Source organism: Microbacterium sp. UBA1612 (assembly GCF_002321605.1).
Taxonomy (GTDB): Bacteria; Actinomycetota; Actinomycetes; order Actinomycetales; family Microbacteriaceae; genus Microbacterium; species Microbacterium luteum.
Window position 1 is genome coordinate 16,600 of record NZ_DCMW01000004.1, and the last position, 15,312, is coordinate 31,911.

Sequence of the window (15,312 nt, forward strand, 5' to 3'; positions counted from 1 at the left end):
GTGCCTCAGGCCTGATCCGGGTGTCTCAGGCGACCTCGACGAACCCCTGGTCGAGGATGCGGTCGACCACGCGCTCGGCCGCGTGGCCGTCGTCCCGCGCATTGAACGTCTGCTGCCACACCGCGTAGCGCTCGGCGAACTCCTGGATGTCGTCGCGCAGCAGAGCCGTGACCAGGTCGTCCTGCGACCGCACGAGCGGACCGGGCGCGCGCTCGGCCAGGTCGAAGTAGAAGCCGCGCAGCTCGCCGCGATATCGCTCGAGGTCGGGCACGAGGAAGTACATGGGCTTTCCGGTGACGCTGAAGTCGAACATGACGGAGGAGTAGTCGGTGATGAGCGCGTCCGCCGCCGACAGCAGCCCGGAGGTGTCCGGGTATCCCGTCACGTCGATCACGCGCGGGCCCTCCGCATCGCGTCCCGGCTGAAGCGTGCGGGAGTGGCCGCGCACGAGCACGACCGCGTCGGTGTCGGCGGCGAGCGCGACGGGATCGATGAAGTCGACGATCTCGCGGCGGTCGTCGCGCCAGGTGGGCGCGTAGAGGAGCACTCGCTCCTCGGTACCGATCCCGAGAGCGGCGCGCGTGCGCCCGTCGTCTCCGTGCACGAGGACGTCGTTGCGCGGATACCCCTCCACCCAGAGCGGACGGGTGAGGAAGGCGTAGGCCTTGCCGAGCACCTTCGCGGCGTAGGGGTTCTGGGCGAGCAGCACGTTCCAGCGCCGCGACTCCTTGAACACCGCCGCCATCCGCCGCGGATCGAAGCCCGGGCGGTGCAGCGCGAGGCGCTTCAACGGCGTGCCGTGCCAGGTCTGCAGCACGACCTGGCCGCGCTCGCGCACGAATCGTCGGCGCAGCCAGTCGTTGATCACGAGCAGCCGGCTGTGCCCGCGTGCTCGCCACCACTCGGGACTGCCCTCGACGACCGGGATGGCGCCGTCCGGCACGCGCACCGACAGGTCCACGACGCTCCAGTAGCGGGTGACACCGGGCGCTCGGCGGGCGAGCTCACGATCGATGGCGAGCGGATTGCAGCCGGCGTTGCGGCCATAGAAGCTCTCGAAGAACACCGCGTTCTCCAGGCCCCCCGGGCGCGTCGCGTACCGGCGCTCGAGCGCGTCCTGCCCTTCACCGGAGTCGTACGCCGGATCGATCGGCGGGCCCACGGTCACGATGTCCTGCACGAGCTGCGCGCGAAGACCGCCGAGCTGCGTGACCGGGAGGTCCTCGAGCGGCGTCCGCTCCTGGCTCGACTCGGGCTCGGCGGGCGCGATCGTCAGGCGGTACTCGCCGGAGGGAAGCGGGAGATCCGGGCCGCCCCACCGTGCGGCGGTGAGCGGCACGACGGCGCGCCACGTCGTGCCACGACCGGTGAGCCGCGCGCTCGTGCGGGCGCGACTGCCCACGAGATCGACGGAGCGCGGGCGCGCTCCCGTCCCTGTCAGCACGAGAGCGGGACGCTCGCCGGTGTCGAAGCGGGCCTGGGTCATCGGGGTCCTTTTCTCGATCCGGAAGGCGGCTCGTCGGCGAGGGCGGTCAGAATGGCACGGTACACCCGCGCGGCGTTCCCGCCGTCTCGGAACGCGTGCACCCGCACGTCGATCTGCCTGGCACACTCGATGCGTCGGGCGCGTTCGGCCGGATCACCGAGAACGGCGTCGATCTGTGCGACGGCCTGCTCCCATGTGCCGGCGACGTCATCCCCCGCGACGTCGCGGTAGGAGCCGTAGAAACCACGCTCCGCAGCGTATCGATCCACGTCGGGCGCGAGAAAGACGACGGGCAGCGGAACGAGCGAGGAGTCGAACACGAGCGAGGAGTAGTCGGTGACCAGGGTGTCGAACCCCGCCAGAAGCGGCGTCACGTCGCGTACGAGGTCGGCACCGAGCGGGCGCACGCGCCGGCCGGCAGCGCCGGGGGGCGGAACGTAGTCGCCTGCGCCCAGGGGATGCGATCGCACGTAGAGCACGGCGTCATGACGCTCCAGCACTTCGGCGATGAGGTGCCACTCCCCCTCGTCGGGCACCGCCGGGTCGGGGTCACCGTCGCGCCACGTCGGCGCATACAGCACCCGGTGTCGGGCCACCTCGTGCCCGCTCACGGCGGCGAGCGCGGCCCGGGCCTGCCGTCGACGGTCGTCGGGTCGCCCTGCCGACAGCACGTCCACCCGGGGCTCCCCGGTCACCGGCACACGCTCATCCGGCAGCCCGAACGCCGATTCGAGCCGGCCCCGCACGCGGTGGGAGGCGGCCGGGAGGATCCGGATGCGGCGGGTCGCACTCCGATACATGCGCGCGAGCATCCCCCGCACGAGTCGCGAGCCGGGCAGGATGCGGCTGCGCGTGGTGACCGGGGAATCCAGACCGATGCGCTTGAGCGGGATGCCGTGCCACAGCTGGACGACGAAAGCTCCGGACACGGCGTAACGCTGGACGTCGCCGAAGCCGTGGGTGATCACGACGACGCGGGCTCGCGCGGTGCGCCAGAAGCCGGTCGGCGAGTTCTTGCGCACCCACGGGATCCCCCGTCGGGTCGCCTCCGCCGCCTCGACGTCGTCGGCGACCAGCCACGTCGCGCGACCCTGCAGATCGCCACCGGCCGCGTTCCACAGCGCCCACGCGCCGTCGGCGACGCCGACGGCGCATCCGAAGACCCACTGGTCCGCGGTTCGCGGGATCACCGCGGTGGCGAGGCAACCAAGGACATAGAGGGGGATGCTGAGGATCTTGCGCGCATTCCCCGCGCCGAACGAGAAGGACGCCACCCCGCGAGCCTAGCGGGGCGGCGTCCTCGGTGCGGCGAGCTCAGCCGAGCTCGCCCAGGGTCACATCGACCGTGCGGGTCTCCCCGTCGCGCACGAAGGTGATCGTCGCGTCGCTGCCGCCGGCGGCGGCGCGCACCTGCGCGGTCAGATCGGTGGCATCGGTGATCGGCACGCCGTTGAAGGCGGTGACGATGTCGCCGACCTGCAGCCCGACGCCCTCCGCGGCGCCGCCGGCGGAGATGTCCGCGAGGTAGGCACCCGAGATCGTCGCACCTTCCACCGACGCGGCGGGCGTCACGCTCGCGCCGAGCAGGCCGTGGGTGGCGGTCCCGTCGGCGATGATCTCGTCGGTGACGCGCTGCACGACGTCGGACGGGATGGAGAAGCCCACGCCGATCGATCCGGCCTCGGCGGAGCTGCCGGCCGAGGCGATCGCGACGTTGATCCCGATGAGCGCCCCCTCGTCGTCGACGAGCGCGCCACCGGAGTTCCCCGGGTTGATCGCGGCGTCGGTCTGGATGACGGCGATGGAGATCGTCTCGGTCGCCGTGGTCTGCTGCCCTTCGTCGCCGAAGTCGAAGTAGAAGGGCGGAGTGCGGTCGTTGCCGTCGTCCTGCGTATCGTCCTCGGTCGTCTCCGGCGCCGCGGACGAGGCGATCTGGATCGATCGGTTGAGCGCGCTGACGATGCCGGTGGTGACCGTGTTCGACAGGCCGAGCGGTGCACCGACTGCGACGGTCGTGTCACCGACGTTGAGGTCGGCCGACGACGCGAAGTCGATGGGGGTGAGGCCTTCGGCGTCGGTGAGCTTGATCACGGCGAGGTCGTAGATCGGGTCGGTTCCGACGATCTCGGCGTCGAATACGCGACCATCGGATGTGCTGACGGTGATGGTGGCGTCCGCGGTCGCACCGTCGAGGGTCACGACGTGCGTGTTCGTCACGACGTAGCCGTCTTCGCTGAGCACGACACCGGAACCGGTCCCCCCGGTGCTGCCGTTGCTCGCCGAGATCGTCACGACGCTCGGCACCACCTTCGCCGCGATGCCGGTGGTCTGATTCACCGCGTCGGTGTCGTTGACGGTCACCGTCGACGGCCCCGCCACCGTGGTCGCGCTCGAGGTGGAGAAGAGTGAGGCGCCGGCGTATGCGCCGCCGAGACCAGCCGCGCCTCCGACGATCGCCGCGGCGACCATGATGCCGACGACCTTGCCCGCGCCGACCTTCTGCCGGCCGGCAGGTGCGGCCGAATCCCCGAGCGGCACCGTCTGCTGCGTGCCGGTGGGCGCGGCCGGCCCGAACGCGTACTGTCCGTACGGCGCCTGGGGGCGCGGCGGGATGCTCGTCTGCGGCATCTGCGCCTGCGGTGCCGGCGCCTGAGGCCCGGCGGCAGGCCGAGCGGGCTGCGGGTAGCCCTCGCTCGCCGGCGTCGTCGGACGCGGCGGCTGCCAGACGGCTTCGCCGCCGACCTGCGGCTCCTCGGGGGTGCGGTCTTCGGGGCGCTCGCCCTGGTTCTCGGTCATTGCTGCTCCTTCTGCCTAGCGCTGACAACCATGCCGAGCGAGTCTGTGGGTTGCCTATGGCGGAGATGGGATGCCTCTATGCGAGTAGCGTGGGCCCGATGCGAGAGATTCCCGGCGCGTGGCGCCGCACCGCTCGAGGCGCCGGTCTCATGAGCGCGGACGGCGTCGCCTCCCCCACCATCTTCGCCGAGATGTCGGTGCTGGCGGCCGAATCGGGCGCGATCAACCTCGGGCAGGGCTTCCCCGACGAGGACGGGCCCGCTGCCGTGCGCGAGGCGGCGAGGCAGGCGATCGCCGACGGAGTGAATCAGTATCCGCCGGGGCGGGGTTTTCCCGACTTCCTTGCCGCTGTCTCCGAGCACCGCAGCAGGTTCGACGGTGTCGCGTTCGACCCGGCGACCGAGGTCATCGCGACCGCCGGGGCGACCGAGGGATTGGCGGCGACGCTGCTGGCCCTCATCGACTCCCCCGACGACGAGGTCGTCGTCTTCGAGCCCTACTACGACGCCTACGCCGCGCTGGTCGCGCTCGCCGGAGCACGCTTGGTGACGGTCCCGCTGCGGTGGCCGCACTTCCAGCCGGACGTCGACGAGCTGACGGCCACGGTGACCGACCGCACCCGCATCATCCTGATCAACGACCCGCACAACCCCACCGGCACCGTCTTCGACCGCACCGTGCTGGAGCACGTCGTCGCTCTCGCGGAGCGGCACGACGCGATCATCGTCACCGACGAGGTGTACGAGCACCTGGTCCTCGACGGCCGGCGCACGCCCGTCCACTCGCTTCCGGGCGCAAGAGATCGGACGGTCGCGATCTCGTCGGCGGGCAAGACCTTCGCCGCCACCGGGTGGAAGATCGGATGGGCCACCGGGCCGGCCGACCTCATCGATGCCGCGATGACCGTCAAGCAGTACCTCACCTATGTCAACGGCGCGCCGTTCCAGCCGGCGATCGCCGTCGGCCTGCGCCTGCCTGACGCCTTCTTCACGGGGATCGCGGACACCCTGCGTCGCAAGCGCGATCTGCTGGGGGCGGGACTCACCGCGGCGGGTCTCGCGGTCTCACCCCCGGCCGGCTCCTACTTCACCGTCGCCGACGCGGCGCCGGTCGGCGCCACTGACGCCGACGCATTCTGCCGTAGCCTCCCCGACAGGGCCGGCGTCGTCGCGGTGCCGATCACGGCTTTCGTGACAGCGGAACGACGCGCGGACTATGCCACGCTCGTGCGCTTCGCGGCGTGCAAGCGCGAAGACGTCATCCGCGACGCCGGGGCGCGCCTGGCGGCGATGGGCTGAGCCCGCGCGCCTCTGCGTCGCGTCCTCCCGGCGACTCAGCCGCGGGGCACGACGGTGAACCGGCGCAGCGCCAGAGCCGGGTTGACCCTTCGGACCCGCGAGATCGCCTCCGGTTCGAGGTGCGCCACGGCGACCCCCGTGCCCGTGCCGACCGCGGCGATCTCCACGCCCTGCGGGTCGACGACCGTCGAGTGGCCCACGCCGAGCGGCGGGGGGTGATCCGACGCCGCGACGAAGACCGTGTTCTCGATGGCGCGAGCGTGCAGCAGGGTGCGCCAGTGGTGCTCCTTGAGCGGACCCCGCACCCACTCGGCCGCGACGAGCACCGCCTCGACACCGGCGTCGGCGAGCAGGCGCGTCACCTCGGGGAAGCGGAGGTCATAGCAGGTCATGATTCCGAAGCGGAGTCCGTCGACGGCGAAGACCGGCGGCTCGGCGATCTCACCCGGCTCCACCCAGTCCGATTCGCGCTGACCGAAGGCGTCGTAGAGGTGGAGCTTCCGGTACGACGCGACGACTCCCGTTTCATCGACGGCGACGACGGTGTTTCGCACACGGTCGCCGTCGCCGGCTTCGAGGAGACCGGCGACGATCGTCACCCCTTCCGCCGCGGCGATGTCGCGCAGTGCCGCGGTGAACGGGCCGTCCACCGGCTCCGCGTGATCGCGGAGCGAGGCGTCGAACGGGTCGATGAAGTAGCTGGAGTACTCCGGAAAGACGACCACCCGCGCTCCGCGCTCGGCGGCGACGGCGGCGAGCTCGCCGATCTCGCCGACATTCCGGGCGGTATCGGCCGCAGGAGCGAACTGCGCGACGCCGACGGCGACACTCATGTGCTCTCCTCCCGCGTGCGACGACGCGCTCGCACCACGAACGGCGCAGCGATCCAGGTGACGATCACGAGCGTACCGAGCGCGCCGAGGATGATCCACGCGGCCGAACCGCCGAGCACGACGTCGAAGACGAAAGCGACCACCCCGACGATGAGCGCCGCCACCAGACCGAGCGCGACGATCACCGCGATGTGTCCGAGCGTCACCACCTCGACCTTCGCGCGCTGCTGGAAGAGCAGCCGATGCAGTGCGACGGGCGCAAGGGCGGTGATCGACGTCACTCCGGCGAGCACGACCAGACACAGGTAGAGCACGCGCTGCCCCGCCGTGAGGTCCGGGAAGGCGGGTTGGAACGCCAGCGCCAGCAGAAAACCCGCCAGGATCTGCGCCCCGGTCTGCAACACCCGCAGCTCCTGGAGCATCTCGTTCCAATTGCGGTCGGCACGCTCGTACGGCGTCTCGTCACGGCCGTCGCGACGGTCGTCGCGGTCCACGGGGGCGGAAGGATCGGGCATGCCGCCATCCTCTCGACAGCATCGCGGCGAGGCAACGCGCGCACGCATCGTCGGTGCTGATTCGACACCCCTTCACGGCCGTGCTAGGCTTTTCTCTTGTGCCGCGGGGTGGAGCAGTTCGGTAGCTCGCTGGGCTCATAACCCAGAGGTCGCAGGTTCAAATCCTGTCCCCGCAACGAGAGAAGGCCCCGGATCCCTTTGGATTCGGGGCCTTCGTCATACCTTCGGCGCGCACGGAACAGCCGCGTGGACACCGCCCTCGGCGCCCGGTAGCATCGGTCTTCAAGAGGTATTGCTAGGCAAACTAGCAATGTGGAAAGGCGCCGATGATCGACACCGACGCTCGGGCGGAGACCGATGACGCCATCGCCCGCAGCCTCGCCCGCGTGCGGCGCCGCGCATCGGGACTCGGCGGGGACATGGAGGCGCTGGGGGCGGCCATCGAGCGCGCCGCCGGCGGGGGCAAGAGATTCCGTCCCGCGCTGGTCGTCGCCTCGTTCCGCGCCTTCGGCGGTGCGGATGCCGACGCGCTCGGCGTCTACGACGTCGCCGCGGCCTACGAGCTGCTCCACACCGCCTTCGTCGCCCATGACGACGTCATCGACCACGACACGGTGCGCCGAGGCATCCCCAACATCGGCGGCGAGTTCCGCGCGCGCGCTCTCGACACCGGGGCCGACGCCGGCGGCGCCGCACTCCTCGGCGATGCGGCGGGCATTCTCGCCGGTGACCTGCTGCTCCACGAGGCCCAGCGGATCATCGCCCTCTCGCCCACCCCGGAGCCGGTGAGGCGCGCGCTGTTGGACCAGTTCGACGATGCGGTCTACGTCTCGGCAGCCGGGGAGCTCGCCGACGTCGGCAACGCCGTCGCCGCCGACGTGGCCGACAGCGCCTCGATCTTCGCCGCGGCCTACAACAAGACCGCGGTCTACTCGTTCTCCGCACCGCTGCGCGCCGGCGCCCTGCTCGCCGACGCGTCCCCGCTCGCCGTGGACCGCATCGGCGCGGCGGGTGGGCGCGTCGGGCTCGCGTTCCAGCTCGTCGACGACCTGATCGGCGCCTTCGGCACCGCCCAGGCCGCCGGCAGGGACGAGGGCGTCGACCTGCGGGAGGCCAAGCGCACGCCGCTCATCGCCTACGCGCGCGAGAGCGCGGAATGGGCGCGGGTCGACGCGGCGGTCGCCGTCGCCCACACCGGTCCGGTTGCCGTCCGACAGGCGCAGCGTCTGCTCGAGCGCAGCGGAGCACGCTCGCGCCTTCGCACGGTCATCGACGACACCCTCGCCGACGCTCTCCGCCAAGCCGGCGATCCCGTGCTTCCCCCGGCCGCGAGGAACCTCCTCGGAGACCTCGCCGAACAGGTGACGGGTCGGATCCCGTGAGCACCGCCCCCACCGGCCTCGCGCTCTACGACCGCACCGCCGAGGCGGCCGCCGCCGCTGTGATCTCCCGCTACTCGACCTCGTTCGCCCTGGCATGTCGGCTGCTCGGGCCGCGACCGCGGCCCCACGTGCGCAACATCTACGCGCTGGTGCGGGTGGCCGACGAGATCGTCGACGGCCCCGGCGAGAGCGCCGGCCTCGACGCCGGAGCCCAGCGGCGCATCCTGGATGATCTGGAGACCGAGACCTGCACCGCTATCGGCAGGGGCTTCAGCTCGAATCTCATCGTGCACGCGTTCGCGCGAACCGCACGCGAGTGCGGGATCGGCCGCGATCTGATCGAGCCGTTCTTCCAGTCGATGCGCGTGGACATCACCACGCGCGAGCACGATGCCTCGTCCCACGACAGCTACGTGTACGGGTCCGCAGAGGTCGTGGGCCTGATGTGCCTCCAGGTCTTCGTCAACGCGGGCAAGCCGCATCCCGAGCCTGCCCCCGCGGACCTCGTCGACGGCGCCAGGCGGCTCGGCGCAGCGTTCCAGGACGTCAACTTCCTGCGCGACCTCGACTTCGACGAGGATGCGCTCGGTCGCGACTACCTCGGAATCGACGCCGGCACCGCGACGCGCACGACGGTTCTCGACCGCATCGACGGCGACCTCGCTGCGGCCGCGGCGGTCGTGCCGAAGCTGCCGTCGGACTGTCGCCGCGCCGTCACCGCCGCGCACGATCTGTTCGGCGAGCTGTCGCTGCGGCTCCGGCGTGCCGGTGATGACACGCACTCCCGTGTGCGCGTCCCCGATCCCGTGAAGGCCCGACTGGCGGCCCGCGCCTGGCTCGGGTTCGCACCGAGAGGAGCACGAACGTCATGACGCAGCGCACGATCGTCATCGGCGGAGGAATCGCCGGGCTCGCGACGGCCGCGCTCCTCGCCGAGGAGGGCCACGACGTCATCCTCCTCGAAGCGCGAGACGAACTCGGCGGCCGTGCCGGGTCGTGGGAGCAGGGCGGATTCCGCTTCGACACCGGCCCCAGCTGGTACCTCATGCCCGAGGTCTTCGACCACTTCTTCCGTCTGCTCGGCACCACAGCGGATGCCGAGCTCGACCTCGTGCCCCTCGAGCCCGCCTACCGCGTGTACGGCCCGCCCGGCACCTCGTCGATCGATGTGAGATCGGGTCGCGAGGCCGCCGTCGCCCTCTTCGAAGGCGTCGAGCCCGGAGCAGGCGAGCGCCTGGCCGCGTACCTCGATTCCGCCGGCGACGCGTACGACCTCGCGGTCGGTCGATTCCTCTACGACACCTACGAGACGACCGCCGGGCTGCGCGACCCTGCCCTGCTGCGCCGCGTTCCGCAGCTGGCCCCGCTCCTGACCCGGTCGCTGTCGCAGCACATCGACAAGCGGTTCGACGACCCGATGCTGCGGCAGATCCTCGGCTACCCCGCCGTCTTCCTCGGCGGTTCCCCGTACGCTGTACCGAGCCTGTATCACCTCATGAGCCACCTCGACCTCGACGAGGGCGTGCTCTACCCCCGCGGCGGCTTCACGACGGTGATCGGGGCGATCGAGCGGCTCGCACGCGAACGCGGGGTCGAGATCCGAACCGGATGCCCCGTCGCGTCGATCGTCACCGAGGACACCCGCGCGCGGGGCGTGCGGCTCGACGACGGCCGCGAGATCGCCGCCGATCTCGTGGTGTCCACCGCCGATCTCCACCACACAGAGACCCAGCTGCTCCCCCGCCACCTGCAGAGCTACCCGGAGTCCTGGTGGAGCAAGCGCACCCCGAGCCCCGGAGCGCTGCTGCTGCTCCTCGGCGTGGAGGGCCAGATCCCCGAGCTCGCGCACCACACCCTGCTGTTCACCGATGACTGGCGCACGAACTTCGACGACATCTTCGGCGATCGCCCGCGCATCCCCGATCCTGCCTCGATCTACGTGTGCCGACCGAGCGCGACGGATGACACCGTCGCCCCCGCCGGGCACGAGAACCTCTTCGTGCTGGTACCGATCCCCGCCGACCCGAGCCTCGGGCACGGCGGCACCGAGGGCGACGGCGACCCCCGCATCGAGGCGGCCGCCGATCGCGTCATCGATCAGATCGCCTCGTGGGCGGGCATCCCGGATCTCGCCGACCGCATCGTCGTGCGCCGGACCATCTCTCCGGGCGACTTCGCCCGCGACCTGCACTCGTGGCGCGGCAACTCGCTGGGCCTGGCGCACACCCTCGGGCAGAGCGCGATGTTCCGGCCCCGCAACATGTCGCGCCGAGTCGCGAACCTGGCCTACGCCGGCACGTCGGCCCTACCCGGGATCGGATTGCCGATGTGCCTGATCTCCGCGGAGCTCGTACTCAAGCGCCTGCGCGGCGACCGCACCGCCGGCCCCCTTCCCGAGCCGGCGCCGGTGGAGCTCTAGGAGTGCCGGGGATCTACCTGGGCGCGATCCTCTTCTCGCTCCTCGGCATCGCCCTGGTCGACGTGCGGTTCCGGCTGGCGTTGCGACCCCACCCGGGTCGCACCCTCCTCGCCACCGTCGCCGGGACCGTCTTCTTCCTGGCGTGGGATCTCGCCGGCATCGCCGCGGGCGTCTTCGTGCAGGGCGACAGTCCGCTGTATGTCGGAATCGAGCTCGCCCCCCATCTTCCGCTCGAGGAGGTGGCGTTCCTCATGTTCCTCAGCTATCTGACGCTGGTGTGCTGGAACGCCGCCCTGCGGCTGCAGGGCCGACGCGACGGCCGCGGCGAGACCACGACGGAACCGGATCCGTCGTGACCTATGCCCTGCTGGTCCTGCCCTTCGCGCTGGCGACTGTTCTCGTGACCCTCGCGACCGTGCGACTGCCCCGGTTCCGGCGGCGCATGGTCGCGTCTGCGCTGGCCGCCGTGGCGCTGTGCCTGCTCACGGCCGTGTTCGACAACATCATGATCGGCTCCGGGCTGTTCACCTACCCCGACGAGCATCTGAGCGGCCTTCGCGTGGGGCTTGCTCCCCTGGAAGACTTCTCCTACCCGCTGTGCGCCGCATTCGGTGTTCCCGCCGTGTGGACGATGCTCCAGGCCCGCACCGCCCGACGCCCCACGGAGGCAGCCGAATGACCACCCCTGCGCCGCTTCGTCCCGCGACCGTGCTCGCACAGCTGTTCGTCTCGTCACGACCGGTCAGCTGGATCAACACGGCCTACCCGTTCGCGGCCGCCTACCTGCTCACGGCGCGGCAGATCGATCTCACGTTCGTCGTCGGCACGCTGTTCTTCCTCGTGCCGTACAACCTCGCGATGTACGGGGTGAACGACGTCTTCGACTACGAGTCCGACCTGCGCAACCCCCGCAAGGGGGGCGCTCACGGAGCCATCCTCGACCGTCGGCTGCACCGGGTCACCCTGTGGGCGGCCGCGCTGTCGTGCCTGCCCTTCCTCGTCTATCTGGTGCTCGTGGGTTCGTGGCCGGCGACGCTCGTGCTCGCGGCGAGCATGTTCTTCGTCGTCTTCTACAGCGCCCCGCCGCTGCGGTTGAAGGAGCGGCCGTTCGCCGATTCGGTGACCAGCAGCATCCACTTCTTCTCCCCCGCCGTCTACGGCCTCGTCCTCGCCGGGGCGACGTGGACGTGGCCGCTGGGGGCGATCGTGGCCGCCTTCGCGCTGTGGGGCGTCGCCTCACACGCCTTCGGCGCCGTGCAGGACGTCGTCGCCGACCGCGAGGCGGACATCGCGTCGATCGCCACCGTCCGCGGGGCGCGGTGGACGGTGCGCTTCTCCCTCGCGTGCTACGCCGCCTCGGGCCTGCTCATGCTCGCGACCGCGTGGCCCGGCCCCCTCGGCGCCGTCATCGCCGTGCCGTACCTCGTGGCCGTCTGGCCCTATCGGAACACCACCGACGAGGCCGCGCACACCGCCACCCGCGGCTGGGACCGCTTCCTGTGGATCAACCAGCTGAGTGGCTTCATGACCACCCTGCTGCTCATCTGGTATGCGCTGCTGACGCCCTGACCGCGTCGGCTCACTCGCCGCCGAGCTCGATCAGCCGGTCGACGGCCGCGGTGAGGCGCTCATCCGCCTCACCGTAGGCCGTCCAGTCGCCCGCCTGCAGCGCGGCATCGCGGTCGAGCATCGCCTGCTGGGCCTCGACCAGCGCCGCCTCGTACTCGAGCGTCGGGGTGGAACCGCCGGTGTCTCCGGTGTCACCCGTGTCCCCCGTGTCGCTCGGGTCGGGCGTCGGCACATCCGTCGGGTCGACGTCACCGTCACCCGCGCTCGCGCCCGAGTCACCGCCGAACAGTGCGTCGAGAGCCTCGTCGAGCGTGTCCTCGAAGGCGATGTCGTCACCGAACGCGACGAGGACCTTCCGCAGCTGCGGCAGCTGCGTGCCCTGGGACGCCTGCACGAACACCGGCTGCACGTAGAGCAGGCCACCACCGACCGGGAGGGTGAGCAGGTTGCCGTTGAGCACCTCGGACTGGCCCTGGCGCAGCAGATTGATCTGCGACGACACCGCAGTGTCGGAGTCGAACGTGTTCTGCACCTGGCCTGGACCGGGCACGGTCGTGTCCGCCGAGATCTCCAGCAGCCTGAGGGTGCCGTAGCCGTCGCGGATGCTTCCCGCCTCATCACCGGCGTTCGAGTCGACCGCGAGGTAGCCCATCAGCACGTTTCGGCTCGCACCGCCCTCGGAGTTCGGGATGAACGTCGTGAACATCGAGTACGACGGCTCCTCCTGATCGGGCATCTGCATCGTCAGGTAGTAGGGCGGCTGCAGCTCGGCGTCGCTCTGCGGGTCTTCCGGCACCGCCCACGCGTTGTCGCGCTGGTAGAAGGACTGCGCGGTGTCCACGTGGTAGACCTGCAGCATCGCGCGCTGCACCTTGAACAGATCCGTCGGATACCGCACGTGCGCCATCAGCTCGGCCGACATGTCCTCGTAGGACTTCAGCGTCGACGGATACACCTTCTGCCACGCCTGCAGCAGCGGATCCTCCTCGTCCCACGCGTAGAGGGTCACCGAACCGTCGTAGGCGTCGACGGTGGCCTTGACCGAGTTGCGGATGTAGTTGATGTCATCCAGCGCGAAGCGCGGCGTCGGGTTGGTCGAGTCCGAGATCGCCGACGACAGGCTCACCGTCGACGAGTACGGGTAGTTCGCGCTCAGCGTGTAGCCGTCGATGACCCACACGATGCGTCCGTCGACGACGGTCGGGTACGGGTCGCTGTCGAGCTCGAGGTAGGGGGCGACCTTCTGGACCCGCACCGACGGGTCGCGGTCGTACAGGATCTGCGAGTCCTCGTTGATCGCGTCCGAGAAGAGGATCTGCTCGGCCTGGAACTTCATCGCGTAGATGAGCCGGTTGAAGGCGTTCCCCACGCTCGGCCCGCCGTCGCCTTCGAAGGTCGTGCGCGTCTCGGACGCCCCGTCGGCGCCGGTGGGATAGTCCAGCTCGATCGGGTCGGCACCCTCCGGCGCGCCGACGATCGAGTAGTCCGGCGAGTACTCGCCGAAGTACACGCGCGGCTGGTAGTCCTCCTGCGCCGAGAGGAAGCCCTGCGCGGGGATGCCGCGCTCCAGGAACACCGGGTCGCCGTCGGGCGTCCGCTCGTTTCCGGCCGCCGCGACCAGTCCGTAACCGTGGGTGTAGGTCAGTGTGGTGTTCTCCCACGACGTCGCGGCCCCGAGCTGATCGATGTTCAGCTCGCGGATCGACATGATCGTGTCCTGCGACGTGCCCTCGATGTCGTAGCGGTCCACATCCAGCGGATCCTGGAACTGGTAGAACGCCCGGTACTGCTCGAGCTGACGGATGGTGGGGCCGATGATGCTCGGGTCCATGATGCGGATCTGAGCGGTGGTCGCGGCGTCGTCGCGCAGCTGTCCGGCCTCGGCGGTGGTCTCGGCCTCGAACTGGGTCTTCTCGACCGTGTCGATGCCGTACGCCTCCTTGGTCATGTCGACGTTGCGCTGGTAGAACTCGCGCTCGAGCGCCAGCTGGTTGGGCTGCACCTGGAACGTGTTGACCACCCACGGGATGCCGACGCCGACGACGATCGCCGAGACGACCAGGAGCGCGGTTCCGATGAGCGGGAAGCGCCAGCGGCCGATGACGGCGGTGACGAAGAAGAGGATGGCGACGATCGCCGCGACGATCGCGAGGATCGTGAGCCCGGGGATCGTGGCGTTGACGCCCACATACCCGGGACCGGTGATGCGCTCCCCCGGCTCGACGAGCGTCGCGAAGCGGTCGAGGTAGAGACTCACTCCCTGGACCAGCAGGTACAGACCCGCGAGCACGGCGATCATGATGCGCGCCGACTTGGAGATGCGCAGCTCGCGCTGCCCGACCCGCACCGATCCGTAGAGGTAGGACACCAGTCCCGTCACGAGCAGGCAGATCAGGAGAACAGCGGAGATGTACCCCACCAGCGTCGAGTAGAACGGCAGGGCGAACAGGTAGAAGCCGGTGTCCAGGCCGAACTCGGGATCGACGGTCGTGGTGGCCACCCCGTTGAACCACAGCCACGTGGTCTCCCACTGCGCGGATGCGGCGAAGCCGGCGAAGAAGCCGAAGAAGACCGGGATCCCCCACATCGCCAGGCGGCGCAGCGGCTCGACGACCTCCTGATAGCGGTCCAGCTGCGAGCTCAGTCGCGCATAGACCGGGCGCAGTCGGTATGCCAGCTGGATGGTGACCCACACCGGGATCGCCATTCCGAGGAAGCCCACGACGAACATCACGGTGCGCGCGACCCACTGGGTGACCAGCACCTCCTCGAAGCCCAGCTGGGCGAACCACAGCCAGTCCGCGTAGAGCCCCGCGAAGACGAAGAAGGCCACGACGAGCGCGGCGATGATCGCGAGGGTGATGCCGATGATGCGGCGGGATCGGGAAGGCGTGGCCGGGTTCGGCGCTGAGGTCGTGGTCACCTGTCCATCCTAGGCACGGCGGACGACGCCGACGCCCGGCGGGCGACGGTCCTCAAGACACTCCCAGCGCGCCGTGACCGCAGAGTGACCT

13 protein-coding genes and 1 tRNA gene are annotated in these 15,312 nt (G+C 70.4%); 8 read left to right on the forward strand and 6 right to left on the reverse strand.

What is annotated here, in order from left to right; all coding sequences use genetic code 11:
- Positions 1–25: 25 nt before the first annotated feature.
- From B3S45_RS02070 to B3S45_RS02080, 3 genes are read right to left on the reverse strand one after another with little or no spacing between them, the layout of a single operon-like run.
- Positions 26–1,486 (reverse strand): CDP-glycerol glycerophosphotransferase family protein, encoded by a 1,461-nt coding sequence (locus tag B3S45_RS02070; protein ID WP_286717128.1) that lies wholly within the window; start codon positions 1,484–1,486, stop codon positions 26–28.
- Positions 1,483–2,760: a CDP-glycerol glycerophosphotransferase family protein gene (locus tag B3S45_RS02075; RefSeq protein ID WP_286717130.1), complete on the reverse strand. Its 1,278-nt coding sequence runs from the start codon at positions 2,758–2,760 to the stop codon at positions 1,483–1,485. Before B3S45_RS02075 ends, B3S45_RS02070 begins: the two co-directional genes overlap by 4 nt.
- A 40-nt stretch (positions 2,761–2,800) precedes the next feature.
- Positions 2,801–4,282, reverse strand: coding sequence for a S1C family serine protease (locus B3S45_RS02080; RefSeq protein ID WP_286717132.1), 1,482 nt, complete (start codon positions 4,280–4,282; stop codon positions 2,801–2,803).
- Between the two features lie 98 nt (positions 4,283–4,380).
- Here B3S45_RS02080 and B3S45_RS02085 point away from each other — a divergent pair, with 98 nt between their 5' ends.
- Positions 4,381–5,580: an aminotransferase class I/II-fold pyridoxal phosphate-dependent enzyme gene (locus tag B3S45_RS02085; protein WP_286717134.1), complete on the forward strand. Its 1,200-nt coding sequence runs from the start codon at positions 4,381–4,383 to the stop codon at positions 5,578–5,580.
- A gap of 35 nt (positions 5,581–5,615) precedes the next feature.
- Here the strand turns inward: B3S45_RS02085 and B3S45_RS02090 are convergent, their stop codons facing one another.
- Both B3S45_RS02090 and B3S45_RS02095 read right to left on the reverse strand, forming a co-directional pair.
- On the reverse strand, positions 5,616–6,413 hold the full coding sequence (locus B3S45_RS02090) for a carbon-nitrogen hydrolase family protein (protein ID WP_194384993.1): 798 nt from the start codon (positions 6,411–6,413) through the stop codon (positions 5,616–5,618).
- A complete protein-coding gene (locus tag B3S45_RS02095; protein WP_071042956.1) occupies positions 6,410–6,928 on the reverse strand; it encodes a DUF6328 family protein in 519 nt (172 codons plus the stop codon). The genes B3S45_RS02090 and B3S45_RS02095 overlap by 4 nt, the downstream gene beginning before the upstream one ends.
- A gap of 102 nt (positions 6,929–7,030) precedes the next feature.
- Here B3S45_RS02095 and B3S45_RS02100 point away from each other — a divergent pair.
- The 7 genes from B3S45_RS02100 (at position 7,031) to B3S45_RS02130 (ending at position 12,298) form a co-directional block, all read left to right on the forward strand.
- Positions 7,031–7,104, forward strand: a tRNA-Met gene (locus B3S45_RS02100).
- A gap of 150 nt (positions 7,105–7,254) precedes the next feature.
- Complete coding sequence (locus B3S45_RS02105; RefSeq protein ID WP_194384992.1) at positions 7,255–8,310, forward strand: polyprenyl synthetase family protein; 1,056 nt, start codon at positions 7,255–7,257, stop codon at positions 8,308–8,310.
- Positions 8,307–9,182: a phytoene/squalene synthase family protein gene (locus tag B3S45_RS02110; RefSeq protein ID WP_194384991.1), complete on the forward strand. Its 876-nt coding sequence runs from the start codon at positions 8,307–8,309 to the stop codon at positions 9,180–9,182. The genes B3S45_RS02105 and B3S45_RS02110 overlap by 4 nt, the downstream gene beginning before the upstream one ends.
- Positions 9,179–10,729 (forward strand): phytoene desaturase family protein, encoded by a 1,551-nt coding sequence (crtI, locus tag B3S45_RS02115; protein ID WP_194384990.1) that lies wholly within the window; start codon positions 9,179–9,181, stop codon positions 10,727–10,729. The genes B3S45_RS02110 and crtI overlap by 4 nt, the downstream gene beginning before the upstream one ends.
- Before the next feature lie 2 nt (positions 10,730–10,731).
- Positions 10,732–11,085, forward strand: coding sequence for a lycopene cyclase domain-containing protein (locus tag B3S45_RS02120; RefSeq protein ID WP_194384989.1), 354 nt, complete (start codon positions 10,732–10,734; stop codon positions 11,083–11,085).
- Complete coding sequence (locus B3S45_RS02125; protein WP_071042951.1) at positions 11,082–11,408, forward strand: lycopene cyclase domain-containing protein; 327 nt, start codon at positions 11,082–11,084, stop codon at positions 11,406–11,408. Before B3S45_RS02120 ends, B3S45_RS02125 begins: the two co-directional genes overlap by 4 nt.
- A complete protein-coding gene (locus tag B3S45_RS02130; RefSeq protein ID WP_194384988.1) occupies positions 11,405–12,298 on the forward strand; it encodes a prenyltransferase in 894 nt (297 codons plus the stop codon). The genes B3S45_RS02125 and B3S45_RS02130 overlap by 4 nt, the downstream gene beginning before the upstream one ends.
- Positions 12,299–12,308: 10 nt before the next feature.
- Here B3S45_RS02130 and B3S45_RS02135 read toward each other — a convergent pair whose 3' ends face one another.
- Positions 12,309–15,221 carry a UPF0182 family protein gene (locus B3S45_RS02135; protein WP_071042949.1) on the reverse strand — a complete coding sequence of 971 codons (2,913 nt, stop codon included), beginning with the start codon at positions 15,219–15,221 and terminating at the stop codon, positions 12,309–12,311.
- Positions 15,222–15,312 lie beyond the last annotated feature (91 nt).